Origin of the sequence: Enterobacter cloacae complex sp. 372C4 (genome assembly GCF_050030615.1) — a bacterium.
Lineage (GTDB): Bacteria > Pseudomonadota > Gammaproteobacteria > Enterobacterales > Enterobacteriaceae > Enterobacter > Enterobacter intestinihominis.
Genome location: NZ_JBLGUQ010000001.1, coordinates 1,673,102 through 1,693,600, shown reverse-complemented (window position 1 = coordinate 1,693,600; position 20,499 = coordinate 1,673,102). Strand labels below are relative to the sequence as shown.

Here is a 20,499-nt window from a genome sequence, read left to right as displayed (position 1 = left end):
GGCAGGACGCCTCGCTGCATCTGAATCTTATGATTTTACTCAAAGGGATGAAATAAGAATGCAAAATAACGAACCCGCAACTCCAGTCGACCCAAGCCTGGGTTACACATTCCAAAACGATTTTCTGGCGCTCACGCAGGCTTTTTCATTGCCTGAAATAGATTACACCGATATTTCCCAGCGGGAACAGTTGGCTGCGGCTATTAAACGTTGGCCGTTATTAGCTGAGTTTGCCCAACAACAATAAGGAAGCCATTGATGGCCGTACTAGGATTACAGGGCGTCCGTGGTGGAGTGGGTACAACTTCCGTAACCGCGGCGCTGGCGTGGTCATTACAGGTTTTAGGTGAATCAGTACTGGTTATTGATGCCTGCTCCGATAATTTGCTGCGCATGTCTTTCAATGTCGACTTTACGCATGAAAACGGCTGGGGGCGCGCGCTTCTGGACGATAAAGACTGGCGGGATGCGGGTTTGCGCTATACCTCCCAGCTCGATTTGCTTCCCTTTGGTCAGATGACGGAAACCGAACGCGGGAATGAAGCTGCGTTTCAGCGCCTGTTCTCTCGCTTCACCACCGCTTTGCAGAGTCTGAAAGAGAGCGGACACTATCAGTGGATCCTGCTGGACCTGCCGCACGGCGCCGCGTCGCTGACCCGCCAGCTTCTGGCGCAGTGCGACCATGTGCTCTCCATTGCGAACGTAGATGCGAATTGTCATATCCGTCTGCATCAACAGGCAATGCCTGCCAATGCCCATATTCTGATTAACGATCTGCGCATTGGCAGCCAGATCCAGGACGATCTGTACCAGGTCTGGCTCCAGAGTCAGCGCCGCCTGTTGCCAATGGTTATTCATCGTGACGAAGCGATGGCGGAGTGCCTCGCTTCCAAACAACCGCTTGGGGAGTACCGTAGTGATTCACTGGCGGCAGAAGAGATCCTGACGCTGGCCAACTGGTGTCTGCTGCACTTTGCGAAACGGCCGGAGCCTGCCGGGAGTTCAGTATGAGCCGCCTGACCAACTGGTTGCTCATCCCGCCGGTCAGTTCGCGCTTAAGTGAACGCTACCGCCATTACCGTCATCACGGCGCCTCATCGCTGAGCGCTGCGCTGGGCTGCTTCTGGATGATTCTGGCGTGGATGTTCATCCCCCTCGAACATCCACGCTGGCAACGTATTCGTGCGCGCCACGGTGAACTCTATCCGCATATCAACCCTGACAAGCCGCGTCCGCTCGATCCCGCGCGCTACGCTATACAGTCCATCTGGCTTCTGGCGACCTCAACGGGTGCGGAGAAAAAAACGTCCCGCTGGCGCAGCTTCGATCGCGTGCAGAACTTACGTGAACACTATCACCAGTGGCTTAACCGGCTACCCGACCGGGTTGGCGATAGAACAGGTCATTTAGATAATCACAAAGAGCTCGGGCACCTTCACCCGGGCTTACGGCGTTTTATTCTCGGCGTGGTGGTGGTGTTCTCGCTCATACTGGCGCTGGTCTGTATTACCCAGCCCTTCAACCCGCTGGCACAGTTTACCTTCCTGATCCTGCTGTGGGGCGTGGCGCTGCTGGTGCGGCGCATTCCGGGGCGTTTTTCTGCCCTGATGCTGATCGTGCTGTCGCTGACCGTTTCCTGCCGCTACATCTGGTGGCGATATACCTCAACGCTGAACTGGGACGATCCGGTCAGCCTGGTGTGTGGGTTAGTGCTGCTGTTTGCTGAGACCTACGCCTGGATCGTGCTGGTGCTGGGTTACTTCCAGGTTATCTGGCCGCTGAATCGACAGCCGGTGCCGCTGCCAAAAGACACGACCCAGTGGCCAACGGTGGACCTCTTCGTGCCGACCTACAACGAAGACCTGTCGGTGGTGAAAAACACCATTTACGCCGCGCTGGGTATCGACTGGCCGAAGGATAAAATCAAAATCTGGATCCTCGATGACGGTGGCCGCGCCGAGTTCCGCCAGTTCGCGGACGAAGTAGGGGTCGAGTACATCGCCCGTACCACGCATGAACACGCTAAGGCCGGTAACATCAACAATGCGCTGAAATATGCCAAAGGGGAGTTCGTCTCTATTTTCGACTGTGACCACGTGCCAACGCGCTCGTTCCTGCAAATGACCATGGGCTGGTTCCTGAAGGAGAAAGAGCTGGCGATGATGCAGACGCCGCACCACTTCTTCTCACCGGACCCGTTTGAACGTAACCTCGGTCGTTTTCGTAAAACCCCGAACGAGGGCACACTGTTCTATGGTCTGGTGCAGGACGGGAACGACATGTGGGACGCAACATTCTTCTGCGGCTCCTGTGCGGTGATCCGCCGTAAACCGCTGGATGAAATTGGCGGGATCGCCGTCGAGACGGTCACGGAAGATGCGCACACTTCGCTGCGTCTGCATCGTCTTGGCTATACCTCCGCCTACATGCGCATTCCTCAGGCGGCGGGGCTGGCCACGGAATCCCTGTCGGCGCATATCGGCCAGCGTATTCGCTGGGCGCGCGGCATGGTGCAAATTTTCCGCCTCGATAACCCGCTGATGGGTAAAGGACTGAAACTGGCGCAACGGCTGTGCTACGTCAACGCCATGTTCCACTTCCTGTCGGGTATTCCACGGCTTATCTTCCTTACTGCGCCGCTGGCGTTCCTGCTTCTTCACGCTTACATCATCTATGCGCCTGCGCTGATGATTGCCCTGTTCGTTCTGCCGCACATGATCCACGCCAGCCTGACGAACTCGAAGATTCAGGGGAAATATCGCCATTCGTTCTGGAGTGAAATCTACGAAACGGTGCTGGCCTGGTATATCGCGCCGCCAACCATGGTGGCGCTGATTAACCCGCATAAAGGGAAATTCAACGTCACCGCGAAGGGCGGGCTGGTGGAAGAGGAGTATGTCGACTGGGTGATCTCCCGGCCCTATATCTTCCTGGTGCTGCTGAATATTGTGGGCGTGATTGTTGGGGTCTGGCGCTACTTCTACGGCCCGGAAAACGAAATTCTGACGGTCTTCGTGAGTATGGCGTGGGTGTTTTATAACCTGATTATCCTCGGTGGCGCGGTGGCGGTATCAGTGGAGAGCAAACAGGTTCGCCGCGCGCATCGCGTCGAAATCAGCATGCCAGCGGCCATTGCCCGCGACGATGGACATCTCTTCTCCTGTACCGTACATGACTTTTCGGATGGCGGTCTGGGTATCAAGATCAACGGTCAGGCGAAGGTGCTTGAGGGGCAGAAGGTCAACCTATTGCTTAAGCGCGGCCAGCAGGAGTATGTCTTCCCGACGCAGGTGGTGCGTGTGAGAGGAAATGAAGTGGGTCTGCAACTGATGCCGCTGACTAAAAAGCAACACATTGATTTTGTGCAGTGTACGTTTGCCCGCGCGGATACGTGGGCTCTCTGGCAGGACAGCTTCCCTGAGGATAAGCCTCTGGAAAGCCTGCTGGATATTCTTAAGCTGGGGTTCCGTGGCTATCGTCACCTTGCAGAATTTGCCCCGTCGTCGGTGAAATTAATTTTCCGGTCACTTACTTCACTGGTTTCCTGGGTCGTGTCGTTCATTCCGCGTCGACCTGAGCGAGATGAAGCGAAGCAGGCGGACCCGGTTATGGCTCAACAATGATGATAACGCGATGAAAACAAAACTTTCCTGGTTATGTGCAGTGGCAATGGGGATGAGTGCGCTCCCTGCAACAGTGGCTAACGCGGCGCCTGATAACGCAGCGACCACACCCGCGCCAACGGTGCCTGTCGTCGCGCAAGCGACCGATCCGGTAGTGACGGCGGCGCCGGGGCAGACGGAAAACGTCGTCCCGAATCAGCCGACGACGGGGAATACGCTGCCCGCCGACAACCCGGTGGTTGGGCAGGTTATGCCTGGCGTGCCGGGAGCCAGTGCACCGGTGGTTGCGGAAAATACGCCGTCGCGTGACGTTAAGCTGACGTTCGCCCAGATCGCGCCTCCTCCGGGCAGCATGGTTCTGCGCGGCATCAACCCAAATGGCGGTGTCGAATTCGGTATGCGTAGCGATGAAGTCGTGTCGAAAGCGATGCTCAACCTGGAATACACGCCATCGCCGTCGCTGCTGCCGGTGCAATCCCAGCTTAAGGTCTATCTGAATGATGAGCTGATGGACGTCCTGCCCGTCACCAAAGAGCAACTGGGTAAGAAAACCCTGGCTCAGGTGCCGATTAACCCGCTGTTTATCACCGACTTTAACCGCGTGCGTCTGGAATTTGTCGGCCATTACCGCGATGTCTGTGAAAACCCGGCCAGCAGCACCCTGTGGCTGGATGTTGGTCGTAACTCTTCGCTTCAGATGACCTATCAGCCGCTGGCGTTGAAAAACGATCTCTCCGCCTTCCCGGTGCCGTTCTTCGACCCGCGTGATAACCGTCCACTGAACTTGCCAATGGTGTTTGCGGGCTCTCCTGATGTGACCGAACAGCTGGCGGCCTCTATCGTGGCATCCTGGTTTGGTTCCCGCTCCGGCTGGCGTGGCCAGAGTTTCCCGGTTATGTACGACAAAATGCCGGACAAAAACGCGATTGTGTTTGCCACCAACGCCAAACGCCCGGCATTCCTGCGGGACCATCCAGAGGTGAAAGCGCCCACCATCGAGATGATCAGCCATCCCGACAATCCGTACGTGAAGCTGCTGGTGATCTTCGGGCGTGATGATAAAGATCTGGTGCAGGCGGCAAAAGGCATTGCTCAGGGCAATATCCTGTTCCGCGGTAATAGCGTCGTGGTGGATGAGGTGAAACCGCTGCTGGCACGTAAGCCTTATGATGCGCCGAACTGGGTCCGCACCGACCGCGCGATTACCTTCGGCGAGCTGAAAACCTATGAAGAGCAATTGCAGTCAACCGGGCTTGAACCTTCTCCTGTCAGCCTGTCGCTGAACCTGCCGCCGGATCTCTATCTGCTGCGCACCAACGGTATTGATATCAACCTGAACTACCGTTACACCGCGCCGGTAACCAAAGACAGCTCGCGCATGGATATCAGCCTCAACAACCAGTTCCTGCAATCCTTCAGCCTGACCAGCAGCCAGGAGACAAACCGGTTGATGCTTCGTCTGCCTGTATTGCAGGGGCTGCTGGATGGCAAAACCGATGTGTCGATCCCGGCGCTGAAGCTCGGTGCGGTGAACCAGCTGCGGTTTAACTTCCAGTACATGAACCCGATGCCGGGTGGATCGGTGGAAAACTGTATTACCTTCCAGCCGGTGCAAAACCACGTGGTGATTGGTGATGATTCCACAATCGACTTCTCGAAGTATTACCACTTTATCGCGATGCCGGATCTGCGTGCGTTTGCTAACGCCAGTTTCCCGTTCAGCCGCATGGCTGATCTCTCTGAATCGATTGTCGTGATGCCAAAAGCGGCCAACGAAGGCCAGGTTGCCACGCTGCTGGACACCATGGGCACCGTCGGGGCGCAAACCGGCTTACCGGCTATCAACGTGACGGTGACGGATGACGGTAGCCAGATCCAGAACAAAGATGCCGATATCATGGTCATCGGCAACATTCCGGACAAGCTGAAAGACGAGAAGCGCGTCGATCTGCTGGTGCAGGCGGCTCAGTCATGGGTCAACACGCCGCTGCGTCAGACCGAGTTCCCGAGCATCATGCCGGACAGCGGCGATCGTCAGGCCAATATCAGGACGACCGTAAGCTCAACGGGTCCAATGGCTGCGATTGTTGGCTTCCAGTCTCCGTATAACGACCAGCGCAGCGTGATCGCCCTGCTGGCGGACAGCCCGCGCGGCTATGAGCTGCTCAACACGGCCATGAACGACAGCGGTAAACGGGCGGCAATGTTCGGTTCCGTCTCGGTGATCCGTGAGTCGGGGGTAAACAGCCTGCGCGTGGGGGATGTCTACTACGTCGGTCATCTGCCGTGGTTCGAACGCCTGTGGTACGCCCTCTCTAACCACCCGGTGCTGCTGGCCGTGCTGGCTGCGCTCAGCGTTGTATTGCTGGCGTGGGTATTGTGGCGTCTGCTGCGAATCATCAGCCGTCGTCGTCTTAACCCGGACCATGAGTAAGCCGTGATGAAAATCTTTCGCGGGTGTGTAGTCGCTGCGTTGATGCTGGCGGCGGCGAATCTGCATGCCGCCTGTCGCTGGCCTGCCTGGGAGACGTTCAAGCAGGATTATATGAGCGAAAGTGGGCGCGTCATTGATCCCAGTGACGCGCGCAAAATCACCACCTCCGAAGGGCAAAGCTACGGACTGTTCTTTGCCCTGGCAGCAAACGATCGCAAGACGTTCGATCTGCTGCTGACATGGACGCGCGATAACCTTGCCGAGGGGGATTTAGCCCAACATCTCCCGGCGTGGCTGTGGGGGAAAAAGGACGACAACACCTGGGCGGTTATCGACCCTAACTCCGCGTCCGATGCCGATATCTGGATTGCCTGGTCGCTGCTGGAAGCCGGGCGGCTGTGGAAAAATCCCGATTACACGCGCACGGGTAAGGCGCTGTTGACGCGCATTACCAGTGAGGAAGTGGTGAAGGTACCGGGGCTGGGTTCTATGCTGCTGCCGGGTAAAGTCGGTTTTGCCGAAGAGAGTGTCTGGCGCTTCAACCCCAGCTACCTGCCGCCGCAGCTTGCGAGCTATTTCACCCGTTTCGGCGCACCGTGGACAACGCTCCGTGAAACCAACCTGCGTCTGCTGCTGGAGACCGCGCCAAAAGGATTTTCCCCGAACTGGGTGAAATACCAGAAAAAGGGCGGCTGGCAGTTGAAGCAGGATACGACCCTGATCGGCAGTTACGATGCGATTCGCGTCTATCTGTGGGTAGGGATGATGAACGATAACGATCCGCAAAAAGCCCGGCTACTGGCGCGTTTCAAGCCCATGGCGACCACCACAATCAAACAAGGCTTGCCGCCGGAAAAAGTGGACGTAGCGACCGGGAAACGTACCGGAGATGGGCCGGTAGGGTTTTCTGCCTCCCTGCTTCCATTTTTACAAGAACGGGACGCGCAGGCGGTGCAACGCCAGCGTGTCGCCGATCGTTTTCCCGATAACAATGCTTATTACAGCTACGTTCTGACCCTCTTTGGACAAGGGTGGGATCAGCATCGTTTTCGTTTCACCGCGCAAGGTGAATTACTACCGGATTGGGGCCAGGAATGCGCACGTTCACACTAAATCTACTCGCCTTATCGCTTGGCCTGGCGCTCATGCCCCTGGCCCAGGCCGCCAACTCCCCGCAGCAGAGACAGCTGCTGGAACAGGTTCGTCTGGGGGAATCCACCCAGCGTGAGGATTTGGTGCGCCAGTCGCTCTATCGCCTTGAGCTGATCGACCCCAACAACCCGGACGTGATTGCCGCTCGCTTCCGCTACCTGTTACGACAGGGGGATACGGCGGGCGCGCAAAAAGAGCTGGATCGCCTGAAAGGAATGGCACCCGATTCCAGTGCGTACCAGTCCTCCCGTACGACCATGCTGCTCTCCACGCCGGATGGTCGGCAGGCCCTCCAGCAGGCTCGCCTGCTCGCCACCACCGGGCACACGCAGGAAGCTATTGCCGCGTATGACAAACTGTTTGACGGTAATCCGCCCAGCGGCGACATCGCGACGGAGTACTGGAACGTGGTGGCGAAAGAGCCTGCCCGCCGCAATCTGGCCATTAATCAGCTGAAGAAAATCAACGCCAGCAGTCCGGGCAACGCCCCGCTACAGGCTTCGCTGGCGCAGCTTCTGTTCCAGAGCGGACGGCGTGATGAAGGGTTTGCGGTGTTACAGGAGATGGCCAAATCGAACAATGGCCGCAGTCAGGCGTCGGACATGTGGTACCAGCAGATCAAAGATCAGCCGGCCAGCAGCGCCAGCGTTACCGCGCTGCAACAATACCTGAGCGTGTTCAGCGATGGCGATAACGTGACGGCGGCGCGCGCCCAGCTTGAAGCGCAGCAAAAACAGCTCGCCGATCCGGCGTTTCGCGCCAAAGCCGAAGGGTTAGCCGCAGTGGATGCCGGGCAGGGCAGTAAAGCGGTAACGGAGTTGCAGAAAGCAGTCAGCGCCAACCACGCCGACAGTGAAGCCGTAGGCGCGCTGGGGCAGGCCTATTCGCAGAAAGGCGATCGCGCCCGCGCGGTTGCGCAGTTTGAAAAGGCGATCGCCCTCGATCCGCAGAGCGACAACCGGGGCAAATGGGACAGCCTGCTGAAGGTTAACCGATACTGGCTGCTGATCCAGCAGGGTGATAACGCCCTGAAAGCCAACAAGACAGCCCAGGCGGAACGCTATTATCAGCAGGCGCGCAACATTGACAATACGGACAGCTACGCGGTCCTGGGGCTGGGTGACGCGGCGGCGGCGCGCAAAGATAACGACGCGGCTGAACGCTATTATCGCCAGGCATTGCGGATGGACAGCGGCAACAGCAACGCGGTACGCGGTCTTGCCAATATTTATCGCGAGCAGTCTCCGGAGAAGGCGACGCAGTTTATTCAGTCGCTCTCTGCCAGCCAGCGCCGCAGCATTGATGATATTGAACGTAGCCTGACGAACGAGCAGCTCTCGGCTCAGGCTGAACAGCTGGAAAGCCAGGGAAACTATGCGCAGGCCGCAGAAATTCAGCGCCGACGCCTTGCGCTTTCCCCGGGCGACGTGTGGATCACCTACCGGCTATCACGCGATCTGTATAGCGCGGGTCAGCGCAGCCAGGCGGATAACCTGATGCGTCAGCTGGCAAGCCAGAAACCGGGCGATCCGGATCAGGTTTACGCCAGCGGGCTTTACCTGTCCGGTAACGATCTGGACCGGGCCGCGCTGGCGCATCTGAACACGCTGCCGCGCGACAAGTGGAACGGCAACATCCAGGCGCTGGCGGACCGCCTGCAAAGTAACCAGGTGCTGGAAAACGCCAACCGCCTGCGCGACGGTGGAAAAGAGCAGGAGGCGGAAGCGCTGCTTCGCCAGCAGCCCCCGTCCACTCGTATCGACTTAACGCTGGCGGACTGGGCTGAACAGCGTGGCGATCATGAGGCCGCGAAAACCGCCTACAACACCGTCCTGCAACGGGAACCGCAGAACGAAGACGCAATTCTCGGCCTGACCGAAGTCAATCTTGCTCAGGGCAACAGGGACGCCGCTCGCGCTGAGCTGGCGAAACTGCCCGCGGCACAAAACGGCGAACCGCTCTCCCTCAATATGCAGCGCCGGATCGCCATGGCGCAGGCCGGTCTGGGTGATCCTGCCGCGGCAGAAAAGACCTTCAACGCCATTGTTCCTCAGGCAAAATCGCAGCCGCCTTCTATGGAAAGCGCGCTGGTGATGCGTGATGCCGCCCGTTTCCAGGCGCAAAACGGCCAGCCTCAGCAGGCGCTGGACACCTGGAAAGATGCGATGGTCTCATCGGGCATCACGACGACCCGTCCGACCGATAACGACAGCTTTACGCGTCTTACGCGTAACGATGAGAAAGATGACTGGCTGAAGCGCGGCGTGCGCAGCGATGCAGGCGATCTTTATCGTCAGCAGGATCTGAACGTCACGCTGCAACACGACTACTGGGGATCCAGCGGCACGGGGGGCTATTCCGACCTGAAAGCGCACACCACTATGCTCCAGGTGGATGCGCCGCTATCGGATGGCCGCATGTTCTTCCGTAGCGATCTGGTCAATATGAACGCCGGTTCCTTTGACACCAATAACGGAACCTACGATCCGACATGGGGTACCTGCGCCGAAACGCCATGTCACGGCAGCACGAACCAGTCGGCCAACGGCGCCAGCGTGGCCGTCGGCTGGCAGAACAGCACCTGGGCGTGGGACATCGGTACAACGCCGATGGGCTTCGACGTGGTCGATGTGGTGGGCAGCCTGAGCTACAGCAACGACTTGGGGCCGATTGGCTACACCCTGAACGCCCATCGTCGTCCGATTTCCAGCTCTGTGCTGGCCTTCGCCGGGCAAAAAGATCCTAATACCGACACCACCTGGGGCGGCGTGCGTGCTACCGGTGGCGGCGTGAGCATGAGCTACGACAAAGGCGAAGCTAACGGGATCTGGTCAAGCCTGAGTGCCGACAGCCTCACCGGGAAGAATGTCGAAGATAACTGGCGGGTCCGCTGGATGACCGGCTATTACTACAAGCTTATCAATCAGAACAACGAGCGTCTGACGGTCGGTGTGTCCAACATGCTCTGGCATTACGATAAGGATTTAAGTGGCTATTCGCTGGGCCAGGGCGGTTACTACAGTCCCCAGGAGTATGTGTCGTTCGCCTTACCGGTGAACTGGCGTAAACGCACAGAGAACTGGTCATGGGAACTGGGCGGTTCCGTCTCATGGTCCCATTCAAAAACAAAAGATGTGATGCGTTATCCGTTGCAGGGGCTGATACCGGACAATGAGCCAGGCCGTTATACCGATAAAGGTGTGATGGGAACCGGAAGTAGCTCGTCAGGGACGGGTTATACCGCAAGGGCGATTGTTGAACGCCGTGTGACGTCCAACTGGTTTGTCGGTCTGGGCGTCGATATTCAGGAAGCGAAAGACTATACCCCGAGCCATGCGTTGCTCTATGTTCGGTATTCTGCCGCAGGCTGGCAGGGTGATATGGACTTACCGCCGGAACCGCTGGTGCCTTATGCAGACTGGTGATCGGATTTTTGCTTAATCTAATTGTAAGTCTCTCTTAAAAGTGCAGCTATCGGGTATACTCGGGCGCACCAGGTTTACGCCCTGGTGCGCCCTGCGCTTCGAGTTTTGTGGAGAGTCATTTTGCGTGTCAGCCGTTCCTTAACGATCAAACAGATGGCGATGGTGTCTGCCGTCACAATGCTGTTTGTCTTCATCTTCTGCGTCATTTTGCTGTTTCATTCCGTACAGCAGAATCGCTATAACACGGCTTCGCAACTGGAAAGTATTGCTCGCTCGGTGCGGGAACCCCTGTCGGCCTCGATCCTGAAAGGGGATATCCCCGAGGCGGAATCTATCCTGAAGCGCATTCAGCCCGCCGGTATCGTGAGCCGCGCCGACGTCGTGCTGCCGAACCAGTTCCAGGCGCTGCGGATGAGCTTTATCCCGGAGCGTCCCGTCCCGATGATGGTGATGCGCCTGTTTGAACTGCCGGTGCAGATTTCCCTGCCTCTCTATTCCCTGGAAAGACCGGCTAACCCGCAGCCGCTGGCCTATCTGGTACTACAGGCGGACTCGTACCGCATGTATAAATTCGTCATGAGTTGGGTTGCTACGTTAGTGACTACTTACTTACTTTTGACCTTAATGTTGAGCGTGGCGCTGACGTGGTGCATCAACCGGTTAATTGTGCATCCGTTGCGCCGCATAGCCCGGGAGCTGAATGACCTCTCTCCGCAGGAGCATATGGGGCATCAGCTTCCCTTGCCGCGTCTGCATCACGACGATGAAATCGGCATGCTGGTCCGCAGTTACAATATCAACCAGCAGCGTGTCCTGCGTCAGCAGGAAGAGGTCAGTAATAACGCCACCCGTTTCCCGGTTTCCGACCTGCCAAACAAAGCGTTTTTAATGGCCCTGCTGGAGCAGACCGTCGCTCGCCAGCAGACCACCGCGCTGATGGTGATTGCCTGCGAGACCTTGCAGGACACGACGGGCGTGCTGAAAGAGAGCCAGCGCGAGATGCTATTACTGACGCTAGTGGAAAAAATCAAATCTGTGCTGGCGCCGCGCATGGTACTTACCCAGGTCAGCGGCTATGACCTGGTGGTGATTGCGCACGGTGTAAAAGAGCCGTGGCACGCTATTACGTTAGGTCAGCAAGTACTCACTGTCATAAATGAGCGGCTACCCATTCAGGGTATCCAGCTTCGCCCAAGTGCCAGCATTGGTATCGCAATGTACTACGGTGGTCTGACCGCCGAGCAGTTATACCGTCGGGCTTTCTCAGCAGCGTTTACCGCGCGCCGAAAAGGCAAAAACCAGATCCAGTTCTTTGATCCGGAGCAAATGGAAAAAGCCCAGCAGCGCCTGACGGAAGAGAGCGACATTCTGACGGCGATGGACAATCGCCAGTTTGCGCTCTGGCTACAGCCGCAGGTGGATTTGCGCACGGGTGAAGTGACCAGCGCCGAAGCGTTGCTGCGCATGCAGCAGCCGGACGGCACGTGGGAGCTGCCTGAGGGGATGATCGAACGTATCGAGTCCTGCGGCCTGATGGTCACCGTCGGATACTGGGTGCTGGAAGAGTCGTGCCGCCAGCTTGCGGCCTGGCAACAACGGGGCATCACGCTGCCGCTGTCGGTGAATCTTTCTGCGCTACAGCTGATGCACCCGACTATGGTGCCGGATATGCTCGAGTTGATCCATCGCTACCGCATCCAGCCCCACACGTTGATCCTGGAAGTCACCGAGAGCCGTTGTATTGACAATCCTGACGACGCTGTCGCCATTCTGAAACCGCTGTGTAATGCCGGGATCCGCATTGCGCTTGACGATTTTGGTATGGGGTATTCCGGCCTGCGTCAGCTCCAGCACATGAAAACCCTGCCGGTGGACGTCCTGAAAATCGACAAAACCTTCGTGAAAGGGCTGCCGGAGGATTGCAGCCTGGTGCAGGCCATTATCCAGATGGCGCACAGCCTGAACCTGCACGTGACTGCCGAAGGTATTGAGGCCGAAGCCCAGCGCGAGTGGCTGGCTGCGGCGGGTGTGGAGAGCGGTCAGGGCTTCCTGTTTGGCCGCGCCGTGCCGACGGATACCTTTGAGCGACGCTATCTCGCCGACGATGGCAATAACGCAAAAGTGTAATTTTGTTGCTGGCTTGTGCGAGCCAGCTCAAAGTTCTTAACATTTGTGTTTCAAATTTGAACCCCGTTTATTTCTGTCCTGTTATGTGGGTGTTATTTTAAAGCCGCAGGTTAACCATAACCTTACAAAGCCTGTAGTTATTCTTTCCAGGGACACCCTATGAAAACCTCACTCTTCAAAAGTCTTTACTTCCAGGTCCTGACAGCCATCGCCATCGGTATTTTGCTCGGTCACTACTACCCGGAGCTGGGCGCGCAAATGAAACCGCTTGGCGACGCGTTCGTTAAGCTCATCAAAATGATCATCGCGCCGGTCATCTTCTGTACCGTGGTGACCGGTATCGCCGGCATGGAAAGCATGAAGGCGGTCGGGCGTACGGGGGCGGTTGCCCTGCTGTACTTCGAGATTGTCAGTACCATCGCGCTGATTATCGGCCTGATTATTGTCAACGTGGTACAGCCTGGCGCGGGCATGAACGTTGACCCGGCCACGCTGGATGCGAAAGCGGTGGCGGTTTACGCTGAACAGGCGAAAGATCAGGGGATTGTTGCCTTCCTGCTGGACGTGATCCCGAGCAGCGTGATTGGCGCGTTCGCCAGCGGAAATATCCTCCAGGTACTGCTGTTTGCCGTGCTGTTTGGCTTTGCCCTGCACCGTCTTGGCAGCAAAGGTCAGCTGATTTTTAACGTCATTGAAAGCTTCTCGCAGGTTATCTTCGGCATCATCAACATGATTATGCGTCTGGCCCCGATTGGTGCCTTTGGCGCGATGGCCTTCACCATCGGGAAATACGGCGTCGGCACGCTGGTACAGCTTGGCCAGCTGATTATCTGCTTCTACATCACCTGTATTCTGTTTGTGGTGGTGGTGCTCGGCTCCATCGCTCGTGCGACCGGCTTCAGCATCTTCAAATTTATCCGTTACATTCGTGAAGAGCTGCTGATTGTCCTCGGCACATCCTCTTCTGAGTCCGCGCTGCCGCGTATGCTCGATAAAATGGAAAAGCTGGGCTGCCGTAAGTCAGTGGTGGGGCTGGTTATTCCTACGGGCTACTCCTTTAACCTGGACGGCACCTCGATTTACCTGACGATGGCGGCGGTCTTTATTGCTCAGGCCACCAACAGCCACATGGATATCTTCCATCAGATTACGCTGCTGGTCGTCCTCCTGCTCTCCTCGAAAGGGGCGGCGGGCGTAACGGGTAGCGGATTTATCGTGCTGGCGGCCACTATCTCAGCGGTTGGCCATCTGCCGGTGGCGGGTTTGGCCCTGATCCTCGGTATCGACCGCTTTATGTCTGAAGCCCGCGCGTTAACCAACCTGATTGGTAATGGTGTGGCGACGGTTGTGGTGGCGAAGTGGGTAAAAGAGCTGGATCACAAGAAACTTAACGATACGCTGAATAATCGCACATCTGAGGACAAAACCCCCGGTTTATCCTCTTAATCCCTCATAAATGCCCGTATTCCCTTGTGGGGATGCGGGCACCTGCGCATAATAACCGCTCATACCTGTCATATTTCGACAAAATTTTTTTGGGTATATTTCGCTTCCGCCCGTGACGTTTAGCCGAACACGCTGTCTAATCGGAAGGTTTTCATCGTCATCTTTGAGTGCTCACGTCGCGAGACACTCTCTTTAACCAGGAATGTTGATCAGGGGTTCACATGCAGGGCACAAAAATTCGACTCTTAACCGGCGGTTTGCTGATGATGGCAGCAGCCAGTTATGTGCAGGCAGATGCGCTCCAGCCAGACCCGGCCTGGCAACAGGGAACACTGGCGAACGGATTCCAGTGGCAGGTGTTATCCACTCCGCAACGTCCGAGCGATCGCATTGAAATTCGTCTGGCTGTGAATACCGGCTCCCTCACTGAAAGCACCCAGCAGACCGGCTTAAGCCATTTTATTCCTCGACTGGCGCTCACCCAGAGCGGCAGTTTGCAGGCGGTTCAGGTGCGTTCTTTATGGCAACAGGCCATCGATCCGAAACGCCCGCTGCCCCCGGCTGTGGTCTCCTATGACTACACCATGTTTAATCTGAGCCTGCCCAACAACCGTAACGATCTGCTTAAAGAAGCGCTTACCTATCTATCCGATGCCACCGGCAAACTGGCGATTACGCCTGAGACCGTAAACTATGCGTTGAGCAACAGCGACATGGTGGCGACCTGGCCGACGGATACCAAAGAAGGCTGGTGGCGCTACCGCCTGAAAGGGTCCACGCTGCTTGGACACGACCCGGCAGAACCGCTGAAACAGCCGGTTGATGCCGCGCAGGTGAAATCTTTCTACCAGCAGTGGTACACCCCGGATGCCATGACCCTCATTGTAGTGGGCAACGTGGACAGCCGTGCGGTGATAGAGCAGATCAACAAAGCCTTTGGCGATCTAAAAGGGAAGCGTGAAACGCCCGCCCCTGTTCCTACTTTGTCCCCGCTGCGTCCTGAGACGGTCAGTATCATGACGGATACCGTGCGTCAGGATCGTCTTTCGATGATGTGGGATACCGCCTGGCAGCCGATCCGTGAGTCCTCGGCGCTGTTGCGTTACTGGCGTGCGGACCTGGCGCGTGAAGCGCTGTTCTGGCATGTTCAGCAGACGCTCAGCAAGAACAACGTGAAAGACATTGGTCTGGGCTTTGACTGCCGCGTGCTGTTCCAGCGCGCCCAGTGCGCCATTAACGTCGAATCGCCGGGTGATAAGCTGAATGCCAATCTCGGCGTGGTGGCGAAAGAGCTGGCTAAAGTGCGTAAAGAGGGCCTGTCTGAAGAGGAATTTAACGCGCTGGTGGCGCAGAAATCCCTCGAATTGCAGAAACTGTTTGCCACCTATGCCCGCGCCGATACCGATATCTTAATCAGCCAGCGCATTCGCTCCTTACAGAATCAGGTCGTGGATATCGCGCCGGAGCAGTATCAGAAATTGCGTCAGGATTTCCTGAACGGTCTGACCGTGGAGATGCTGAATCAGGATCTGCGGCAGCAGCTGTCTCAGGATATGGCGTTGATTCTGTTGCAGCCGAAAGGTGAGCCGGAATATGACATGAAAGAGTTAAAGGCCACCTGGAACGCCATCATGGCGACGCCGTCGCAGCCAGTACAGGCGGCGGCCGATGATTTGCACCAGGATGCGAGCGATATTCCGCAGGGCCAGTAAGGCCCTGCGTTCCCTCTCCCTGTGGGCTGAGGGATTTTATGCAGAAGCAATAAAGTTGCTTTCTAAATGACTGAGGGCTGTCAGCGATGCCCTGGTCCGGCTGTAAATCGCTGAGGCGTTTCCTGCAGGCCGGGGCGAGGCGCAGGGATGCGCCGAGAGGGCGGCTTTACAGGGACGTTGCCTCCGCCCGTACCCGATAAGCCGGAAGGAATAAGCCGAGGGCACCGCGAAGCGGCGATTTACCGCCGGGAGCCCGGGTCGCCAGGGTGGTGGCGACTGAGCCACCCTGGCACGTTCACCGGTCATGTCGTTACAGAGTAGCAAGGAACATAAAGTGAACGGAATGACCACCACCGCCGTATGTTCCCCTCGCCCTAACCCTCTCCCCGGAGGGGCGAGGGGATTGCTCAGTGCTCGCATTAATTTGTGGGGAACCCTCAGCCCTGTGGGAGAGGGTTAGGGTGAGGGCATCAGCCCGCCCATTCCTTAAGCAGGCATCGCCTCGCGCGGAATAATCGCTCCGCGATACTGAATCACCGTGCTGGCCGTCAAGTGTCCGCGCTGCGCTGCCGCTTCTGGCGTACCTCCCGTCAAACGTACCGCCAGATACCCCGCGCTGAAAGAATCGCCCGCCGCAGTGGTATCAATCACTTTCTCTTTCGCCAGCTTCACCGCCGGCACCTCTTTCACGGCTTCACCCGCCACCGCCACCAGGCAAGACTCCGCCCCGCGCTTAATCACCACTTCGCTGACCCCAGCGGCCTGCGTCCGGGCGATGACCTCATCAACCGGCTTTTCACCCCACAGGGCATCTTCATCGTCCAGCGTCAGGAAGGCGATATCGGTGCATTCCAGCATCTGCTGATACACCTGCTGCGTCTCTTCACGGCTGGCCCAGAGGCGCGGACGGTAGTTGTTATCGAAAATCACCTTACCGCCGTTGGCACGGCATTCACGCAGCAGTGACAGCAGCTTTTCACGGCTCTGCTGGCTCAGGATCGCCAGGCTGATCCCGCTCAGGTAGAGGTAATCGAAGGTGGCCAGCTCTTCGCAAATCGCAGCGGCGGCATCGCTTTCCAGCCAGAATTTGGCAGCCGCTTCATTACGCCAGTAATAGAAGGTGCGCTCGCCGGTACTGTCGGTTTCGATGTAGTACAAACCCGGCAGACGGTTTTCCATTCGCTGGATCAGCGAAGTTTCAACGTTTTCACCCTGCCAGGCCTCCAGCATCTGCTGGCTGAAGCTGTCCGTTCCCAGCGCGGTAACGTAGCTCACGCTCAGCGCGTCGGGGGCGACCTGACGGGCAATGTAAACGGAGGTGTTCAATGTATCGCCGCCAAAACCGCGGCTGACTTCCGCGCCTTTCTGGGACAGCTCAATCATGCATTCGCCAATCACGGCAATTTTCTTAGACATAGTCGTGAACCTGAACAGAGTAATTAAGAGTAGTGTGCGCTGTGTGTTTTTTACGGTCAACTATATTAAAACGACGTTCCATTATTTTTTTTGAGCCAGCGCGTGTTCCGGCATATTTCTGTCATCTTAATTTCATTTTCCCGCTGAATTGAACATAAAGTTCTCACCTGGCGGGCCGATAACTCAGTGACGAGTCCAGAAAGGCTATCCCATACAACAGGACATCCGAAATGAAGTCAGAGCAGGTTATCCAGCGGCTGAGCACTACGCCTGAGGCAAGTATTGAGAACTTGCAGGAGCATCGCTACTGGCTGCAATGTGAGCGAGCGTACACCTATCAGCCTATCTACCGTACTGACGGTCGGTTAATGGCAATTGAGGTGTTAACGGTCGTCACTCATCCATCGAACCCTTCGCAGCGTATCGCGCCGGACCGCTATTTTGCGGAGGTTGCCGTGCGTCAGCGCATCGACGTGCTGGAAGAGCAGTTGAGAATGCTGGCGACGAAGCAGGCGTTCTTCGAGCAGCACGGTATTCTGGCTTCGGTGAACGTGGATGGCCCAACCCTGATGGCGTTACGTCAGAATGCGACGCTGCAGGCGCTGATTGCCACCTTGCCGTGGATGCGCTTCGAGCTGGTGGAACATGTTCAGCTGCCGCAGGACTCCTCATTTGCCTCGATGTGTGAGTTTGGCCCGCTGTGGCTGGATGATTTCGGTACCGGTATGGCCAACTTCTCCGCCCTGAGCGAAGTGCGTTATGACTACATCAAAGTGGCCCGCGATCTGTTTATCATGCTGCGCCAGACACCGGAAGGACGGAACCTGTTTACGATGCTCCTGCAACTGATGAACCGCTATTGCCAGGGCGTCATTGTGGAAGGCGTAGAGACGCTGGAAGAGTGGCGCGACGTGCAAAATTCTCCGGCAGCGGCGGCACAGGGTTATTTCCTCTCTCGTCCTGTCCCCATGGATACCCTGGAAAAGGTGATAACCACCCTCTGATCTGCCCGCTTCCCTTTGTCTGAACTATAGTTTTAAAGGCAAGTTCATCAGGAAAGGGGACAACAATGACAAAAACAACCAGGGTGATTTCCTGGACAGCAGGGATTTTCTTGTTGCTGATCGTGGTCTTAATCATCATTATCGCCACGTTTGACTGGAACCGCCTCAAACCGACCATCAACCAGAAAGTCTCGACCGAGCTAAACCGCCCCTTCGCAATACGTGGCGATTTGGGGGTCGTGTGGGAGCGTCAGAAAGAGGAAACCGGCTGGCGAAGCTGGGTGCCCTGGCCGCATGTTCACGCTGACGACATCATTCTTGGCAACCCGCCGGACATCCCCGAAGTGACCATGATCCACCTGCCGCGCGTGGAAGCCACGCTGGCGCCGTTAGCCCTGTTAACCAAAACGGTGTATCTGCCGTGGATCAAACTTCAGCAGCCCGACGTGCGGCTGATTCGCCTGTCGGAGAAAACCAATAACTGGACGTTCGATCTCGCCAGCAGCGGCGATAAAGATCCGAATGCGCAGCCCTCTTCATGGTCCTTCCGCCTCGACAATATTCTGTTCGATCGGGGGCGGATCGCCATTGACGATAAAGTGAGTAAGGCTGACGTGGAGATCCTCGTCGATCCGCTGGGCAAGCCGCTGCCGTTTAGCGAAGTGACGGGCAGCAAAGCCAAAGGCGATGACAGCAAAGCCGGCGATTACGTCTTCGGCCTGACAGCGAAAGGGCGCTACAACGGCCAGCCACTGACGGGTAAAGGGAAAATTGGCGGTATGCTGGCGCTCAGGAGCGAGGGTACGCCATTCCCGGTGCAGGCGGACTTCCGCTCGGGCAATACACGCGTGGCGTTCGTGGGCACGGTTAACGACCCGATGAACATGGGCGGCGTCGACCTCCAGCTTAAGTTTGCCGGGGATTCGCTGGGTGAACTGTACGATCTCACCGGCGTGCTGCTGCCGGATACCCCGCCGTTTGAAACGGACGGGCGGCTGGTCGCAAAAATCGACGCTGAAAAATCGTCCGTCTTTGACTACCGGGGGTTCAACGGCCGCATCGGCGATAGCGATATACACGGCACGCTGACCTACACCACCGGAAAACCGCGCCCGAAACTGGAGGGGGACGTTGAATCCCGCCAGCTGCGTCTGGCCGATCTTGGTCCGCTGATTGGCGTAGATTCGGGTAAAGGCACGAAGTCAAAAGAGGTCAAAAAGGACGCTCAGCCTGCGGGTAAAGTGCTGCCCTATGACCGCTTCGAAACCGACAAGTGGGACGTAATGGATGCGGACGTGCGCTTCAAAGGACGTAAAATTGAGCATGGCAGCACGCTGCCGTTGAGCAACCTCTCGACCCATATCATCCTGAAAAACGCCGATCTGCGCCTGCAACCGCTGAAGTTTGGCATGGCCGGGGGAACCATTTCCTCGAATATCCACCTGGAGGGGGATAAAAAGCCGATGCAGGGAAGGGCGGAGATCCAGGCGCGTCGTCTGAAGCTGAAAGAGCTGATGCCGGACGTGGAGTTGATGCAGAAAACCCTCGGTGAGATGAACGGCGATGCGGATATTCGCGGCACGGGTAACTCTGTGGCCGCGCTGTTAGGCAGCGGAAACGGCAACCTGAAGCTGCTGATGAACGACGGGCTGGTGAGCCGTAACCTGATGGAGATCCTGGGGTTGAACGTCGGTAACTTCATCGTCGGACAAATCTTCGGAGACGATGAAGTGCGCGTGAACTGCGCGGCGGCAAACGTGGACCTGGTCAACGGTGTGGCGCGTCCGCAGATTTTCGCATTCGACACGGAAAACGCGGTTATCAACATCACCGGTACCGCCAGCATGGCGTCCGAGCAGCTGGATTTAACCATCGATCCGGAAAGTAAAGGCATTCGCATCATCACCCTGCGCTCGCCGCTCTACGTTCGCGGGACCTTCAAAGATCCGCAGGCGGGCGTGAAGGCCGGGCCGCTGATTGCGCGCGGTGCGGTTGCCGCCGCCCTCGCCACGCTGGTCACCCCTGCGGCGGCGCTGCTGGCGTTGATTTCGCCGTCAGAAGGCGAAGCGAATCAGTGTCGGACGATTTTGTCGCAGATGAAGAAGTAAGGTGTGGCCTGTTCTTGCCGGGTGACGCTGCGCTTACCCGGCCTACATGTGA

At 57.2% G+C, this 20,499-nt stretch carries 12 protein-coding genes; 11 read left to right on the top strand and 1 reads right to left on the bottom strand.

Features of this window, described 5'->3' with window-relative positions; translation table 11 throughout:
• Nucleotides 1-58: 58 nt before the first annotated feature.
• The 9 genes from bcsR to ACQG11_RS08100 all read left to right on the top strand — a co-directional run bounded on the left by bcsR (nt 59) and on the right by ACQG11_RS08100 (nt 15,919).
• Entirely contained in the window at nt 59-247 is a 189-nt protein-coding gene (gene bcsR / locus ACQG11_RS08140) for a cellulose biosynthesis protein BcsR (protein WP_022649731.1), read from the top strand.
• An 11-nt stretch (nt 248-258) separates the two neighbouring features.
• Nucleotides 259-1,011 carry a cellulose biosynthesis protein BcsQ gene (bcsQ, locus tag ACQG11_RS08135; RefSeq protein ID WP_023307157.1) on the top strand — a complete coding sequence of 251 codons (753 nt, stop codon included), beginning with the start codon at nt 259-261 and terminating at the stop codon, nt 1,009-1,011.
• A complete protein-coding gene (bcsA, locus tag ACQG11_RS08130; RefSeq protein WP_023298842.1) occupies nt 1,008-3,623 on the top strand; it encodes a UDP-forming cellulose synthase catalytic subunit in 2,616 nt (871 codons plus the stop codon). The genes bcsQ and bcsA overlap by 4 nt, the downstream gene beginning before the upstream one ends.
• Before the next feature lie 10 nt (nt 3,624-3,633).
• Nucleotides 3,634-6,057: a cellulose biosynthesis cyclic di-GMP-binding regulatory protein BcsB gene (gene bcsB, locus ACQG11_RS08125; RefSeq protein ID WP_071785220.1), complete on the top strand. Its 2,424-nt coding sequence runs from the start codon at nt 3,634-3,636 to the stop codon at nt 6,055-6,057.
• 6 nt (nt 6,058-6,063) lie between these two features.
• Nucleotides 6,064-7,170 (top strand): cellulose synthase complex periplasmic endoglucanase BcsZ, encoded by a 1,107-nt coding sequence (gene bcsZ / locus ACQG11_RS08120; RefSeq protein ID WP_426728884.1) that lies wholly within the window; start codon nt 6,064-6,066, stop codon nt 7,168-7,170.
• Complete coding sequence (bcsC, locus tag ACQG11_RS08115; RefSeq protein WP_426728299.1) at nt 7,152-10,634, top strand: cellulose synthase complex outer membrane protein BcsC; 3,483 nt, start codon at nt 7,152-7,154, stop codon at nt 10,632-10,634. Before bcsZ ends, bcsC begins: the two co-directional genes overlap by 19 nt.
• A 120-nt stretch (nt 10,635-10,754) precedes the next feature.
• Nucleotides 10,755-12,761, top strand: coding sequence for a biofilm formation regulator HmsP (gene hmsP / locus ACQG11_RS08110; RefSeq protein ID WP_023298838.1), 2,007 nt, complete (start codon nt 10,755-10,757; stop codon nt 12,759-12,761).
• A 159-nt stretch (nt 12,762-12,920) separates the two neighbouring features.
• The gene (gene dctA, locus ACQG11_RS08105; RefSeq protein WP_022649724.1) at nt 12,921-14,207 is read left to right on the top strand and encodes a C4-dicarboxylate transporter DctC; all 1,287 of its coding nucleotides are present in this window, start codon (nt 12,921-12,923) and stop codon (nt 14,205-14,207) included.
• Between the two features lie 221 nt (nt 14,208-14,428).
• Nucleotides 14,429-15,919, top strand: a complete 1,491-nt coding sequence (locus ACQG11_RS08100; protein WP_038416892.1) for a M16 family metallopeptidase — start codon at nt 14,429-14,431, stop codon at nt 15,917-15,919.
• Between the two features lie 486 nt (nt 15,920-16,405).
• On the opposite strand, the gene ACQG11_RS08095 is transcribed toward ACQG11_RS08100, so the two are convergent.
• Nucleotides 16,406-17,335, bottom strand: a complete 930-nt coding sequence (locus tag ACQG11_RS08095) for a sugar kinase (RefSeq protein ID WP_063148101.1) — start codon at nt 17,333-17,335, stop codon at nt 16,406-16,408.
• A 230-nt stretch (nt 17,336-17,565) separates the two neighbouring features.
• Between ACQG11_RS08095 and pdeH the strand changes: the two genes are divergently transcribed.
• Nucleotides 17,566-18,339 carry a cyclic-guanylate-specific phosphodiesterase gene (gene pdeH / locus ACQG11_RS08090; RefSeq protein WP_015571521.1) on the top strand — a complete coding sequence of 258 codons (774 nt, stop codon included), beginning with the start codon at nt 17,566-17,568 and terminating at the stop codon, nt 18,337-18,339.
• A 65-nt stretch (nt 18,340-18,404) separates the two neighbouring features.
• Complete coding sequence (locus ACQG11_RS08085; protein WP_426728298.1) at nt 18,405-20,447, top strand: AsmA family protein; 2,043 nt, start codon at nt 18,405-18,407, stop codon at nt 20,445-20,447.
• Nucleotides 20,448-20,499 lie beyond the last annotated feature (52 nt).

Coding starts and splice junctions, on each gene's coding strand:
- ACQG11_RS08100 (WP_038416892.1), top strand. CDS start 14,429: ATGCAGGGCACAAAAATTCGACTCTTAACCGGCGGTTTGCTGATGATG.
- bcsA (WP_023298842.1), top strand. CDS start 1,008: ATGAGCCGCCTGACCAACTGGTTGCTCATCCCGCCGGTCAGTTCGCGC.
- bcsB (WP_071785220.1), top strand. CDS start 3,634: ATGAAAACAAAACTTTCCTGGTTATGTGCAGTGGCAATGGGGATGAGT.
- pdeH (WP_015571521.1), top strand. CDS start 17,566: ATGAAGTCAGAGCAGGTTATCCAGCGGCTGAGCACTACGCCTGAGGCA.
- ACQG11_RS08095 (WP_063148101.1), bottom strand. CDS start 17,335: ATGTCTAAGAAAATTGCCGTGATTGGCGAATGCATGATTGAGCTGTCC.
- bcsZ (WP_426728884.1), top strand. CDS start 6,064: ATGAAAATCTTTCGCGGGTGTGTAGTCGCTGCGTTGATGCTGGCGGCG.
- bcsR (WP_022649731.1), top strand. CDS start 59: ATGCAAAATAACGAACCCGCAACTCCAGTCGACCCAAGCCTGGGTTAC.
- bcsQ (WP_023307157.1), top strand. CDS start 259: ATGGCCGTACTAGGATTACAGGGCGTCCGTGGTGGAGTGGGTACAACT.
- dctA (WP_022649724.1), top strand. CDS start 12,921: ATGAAAACCTCACTCTTCAAAAGTCTTTACTTCCAGGTCCTGACAGCC.
- bcsC (WP_426728299.1), top strand. CDS start 7,152: ATGCGCACGTTCACACTAAATCTACTCGCCTTATCGCTTGGCCTGGCG.
- ACQG11_RS08085 (WP_426728298.1), top strand. CDS start 18,405: ATGACAAAAACAACCAGGGTGATTTCCTGGACAGCAGGGATTTTCTTG.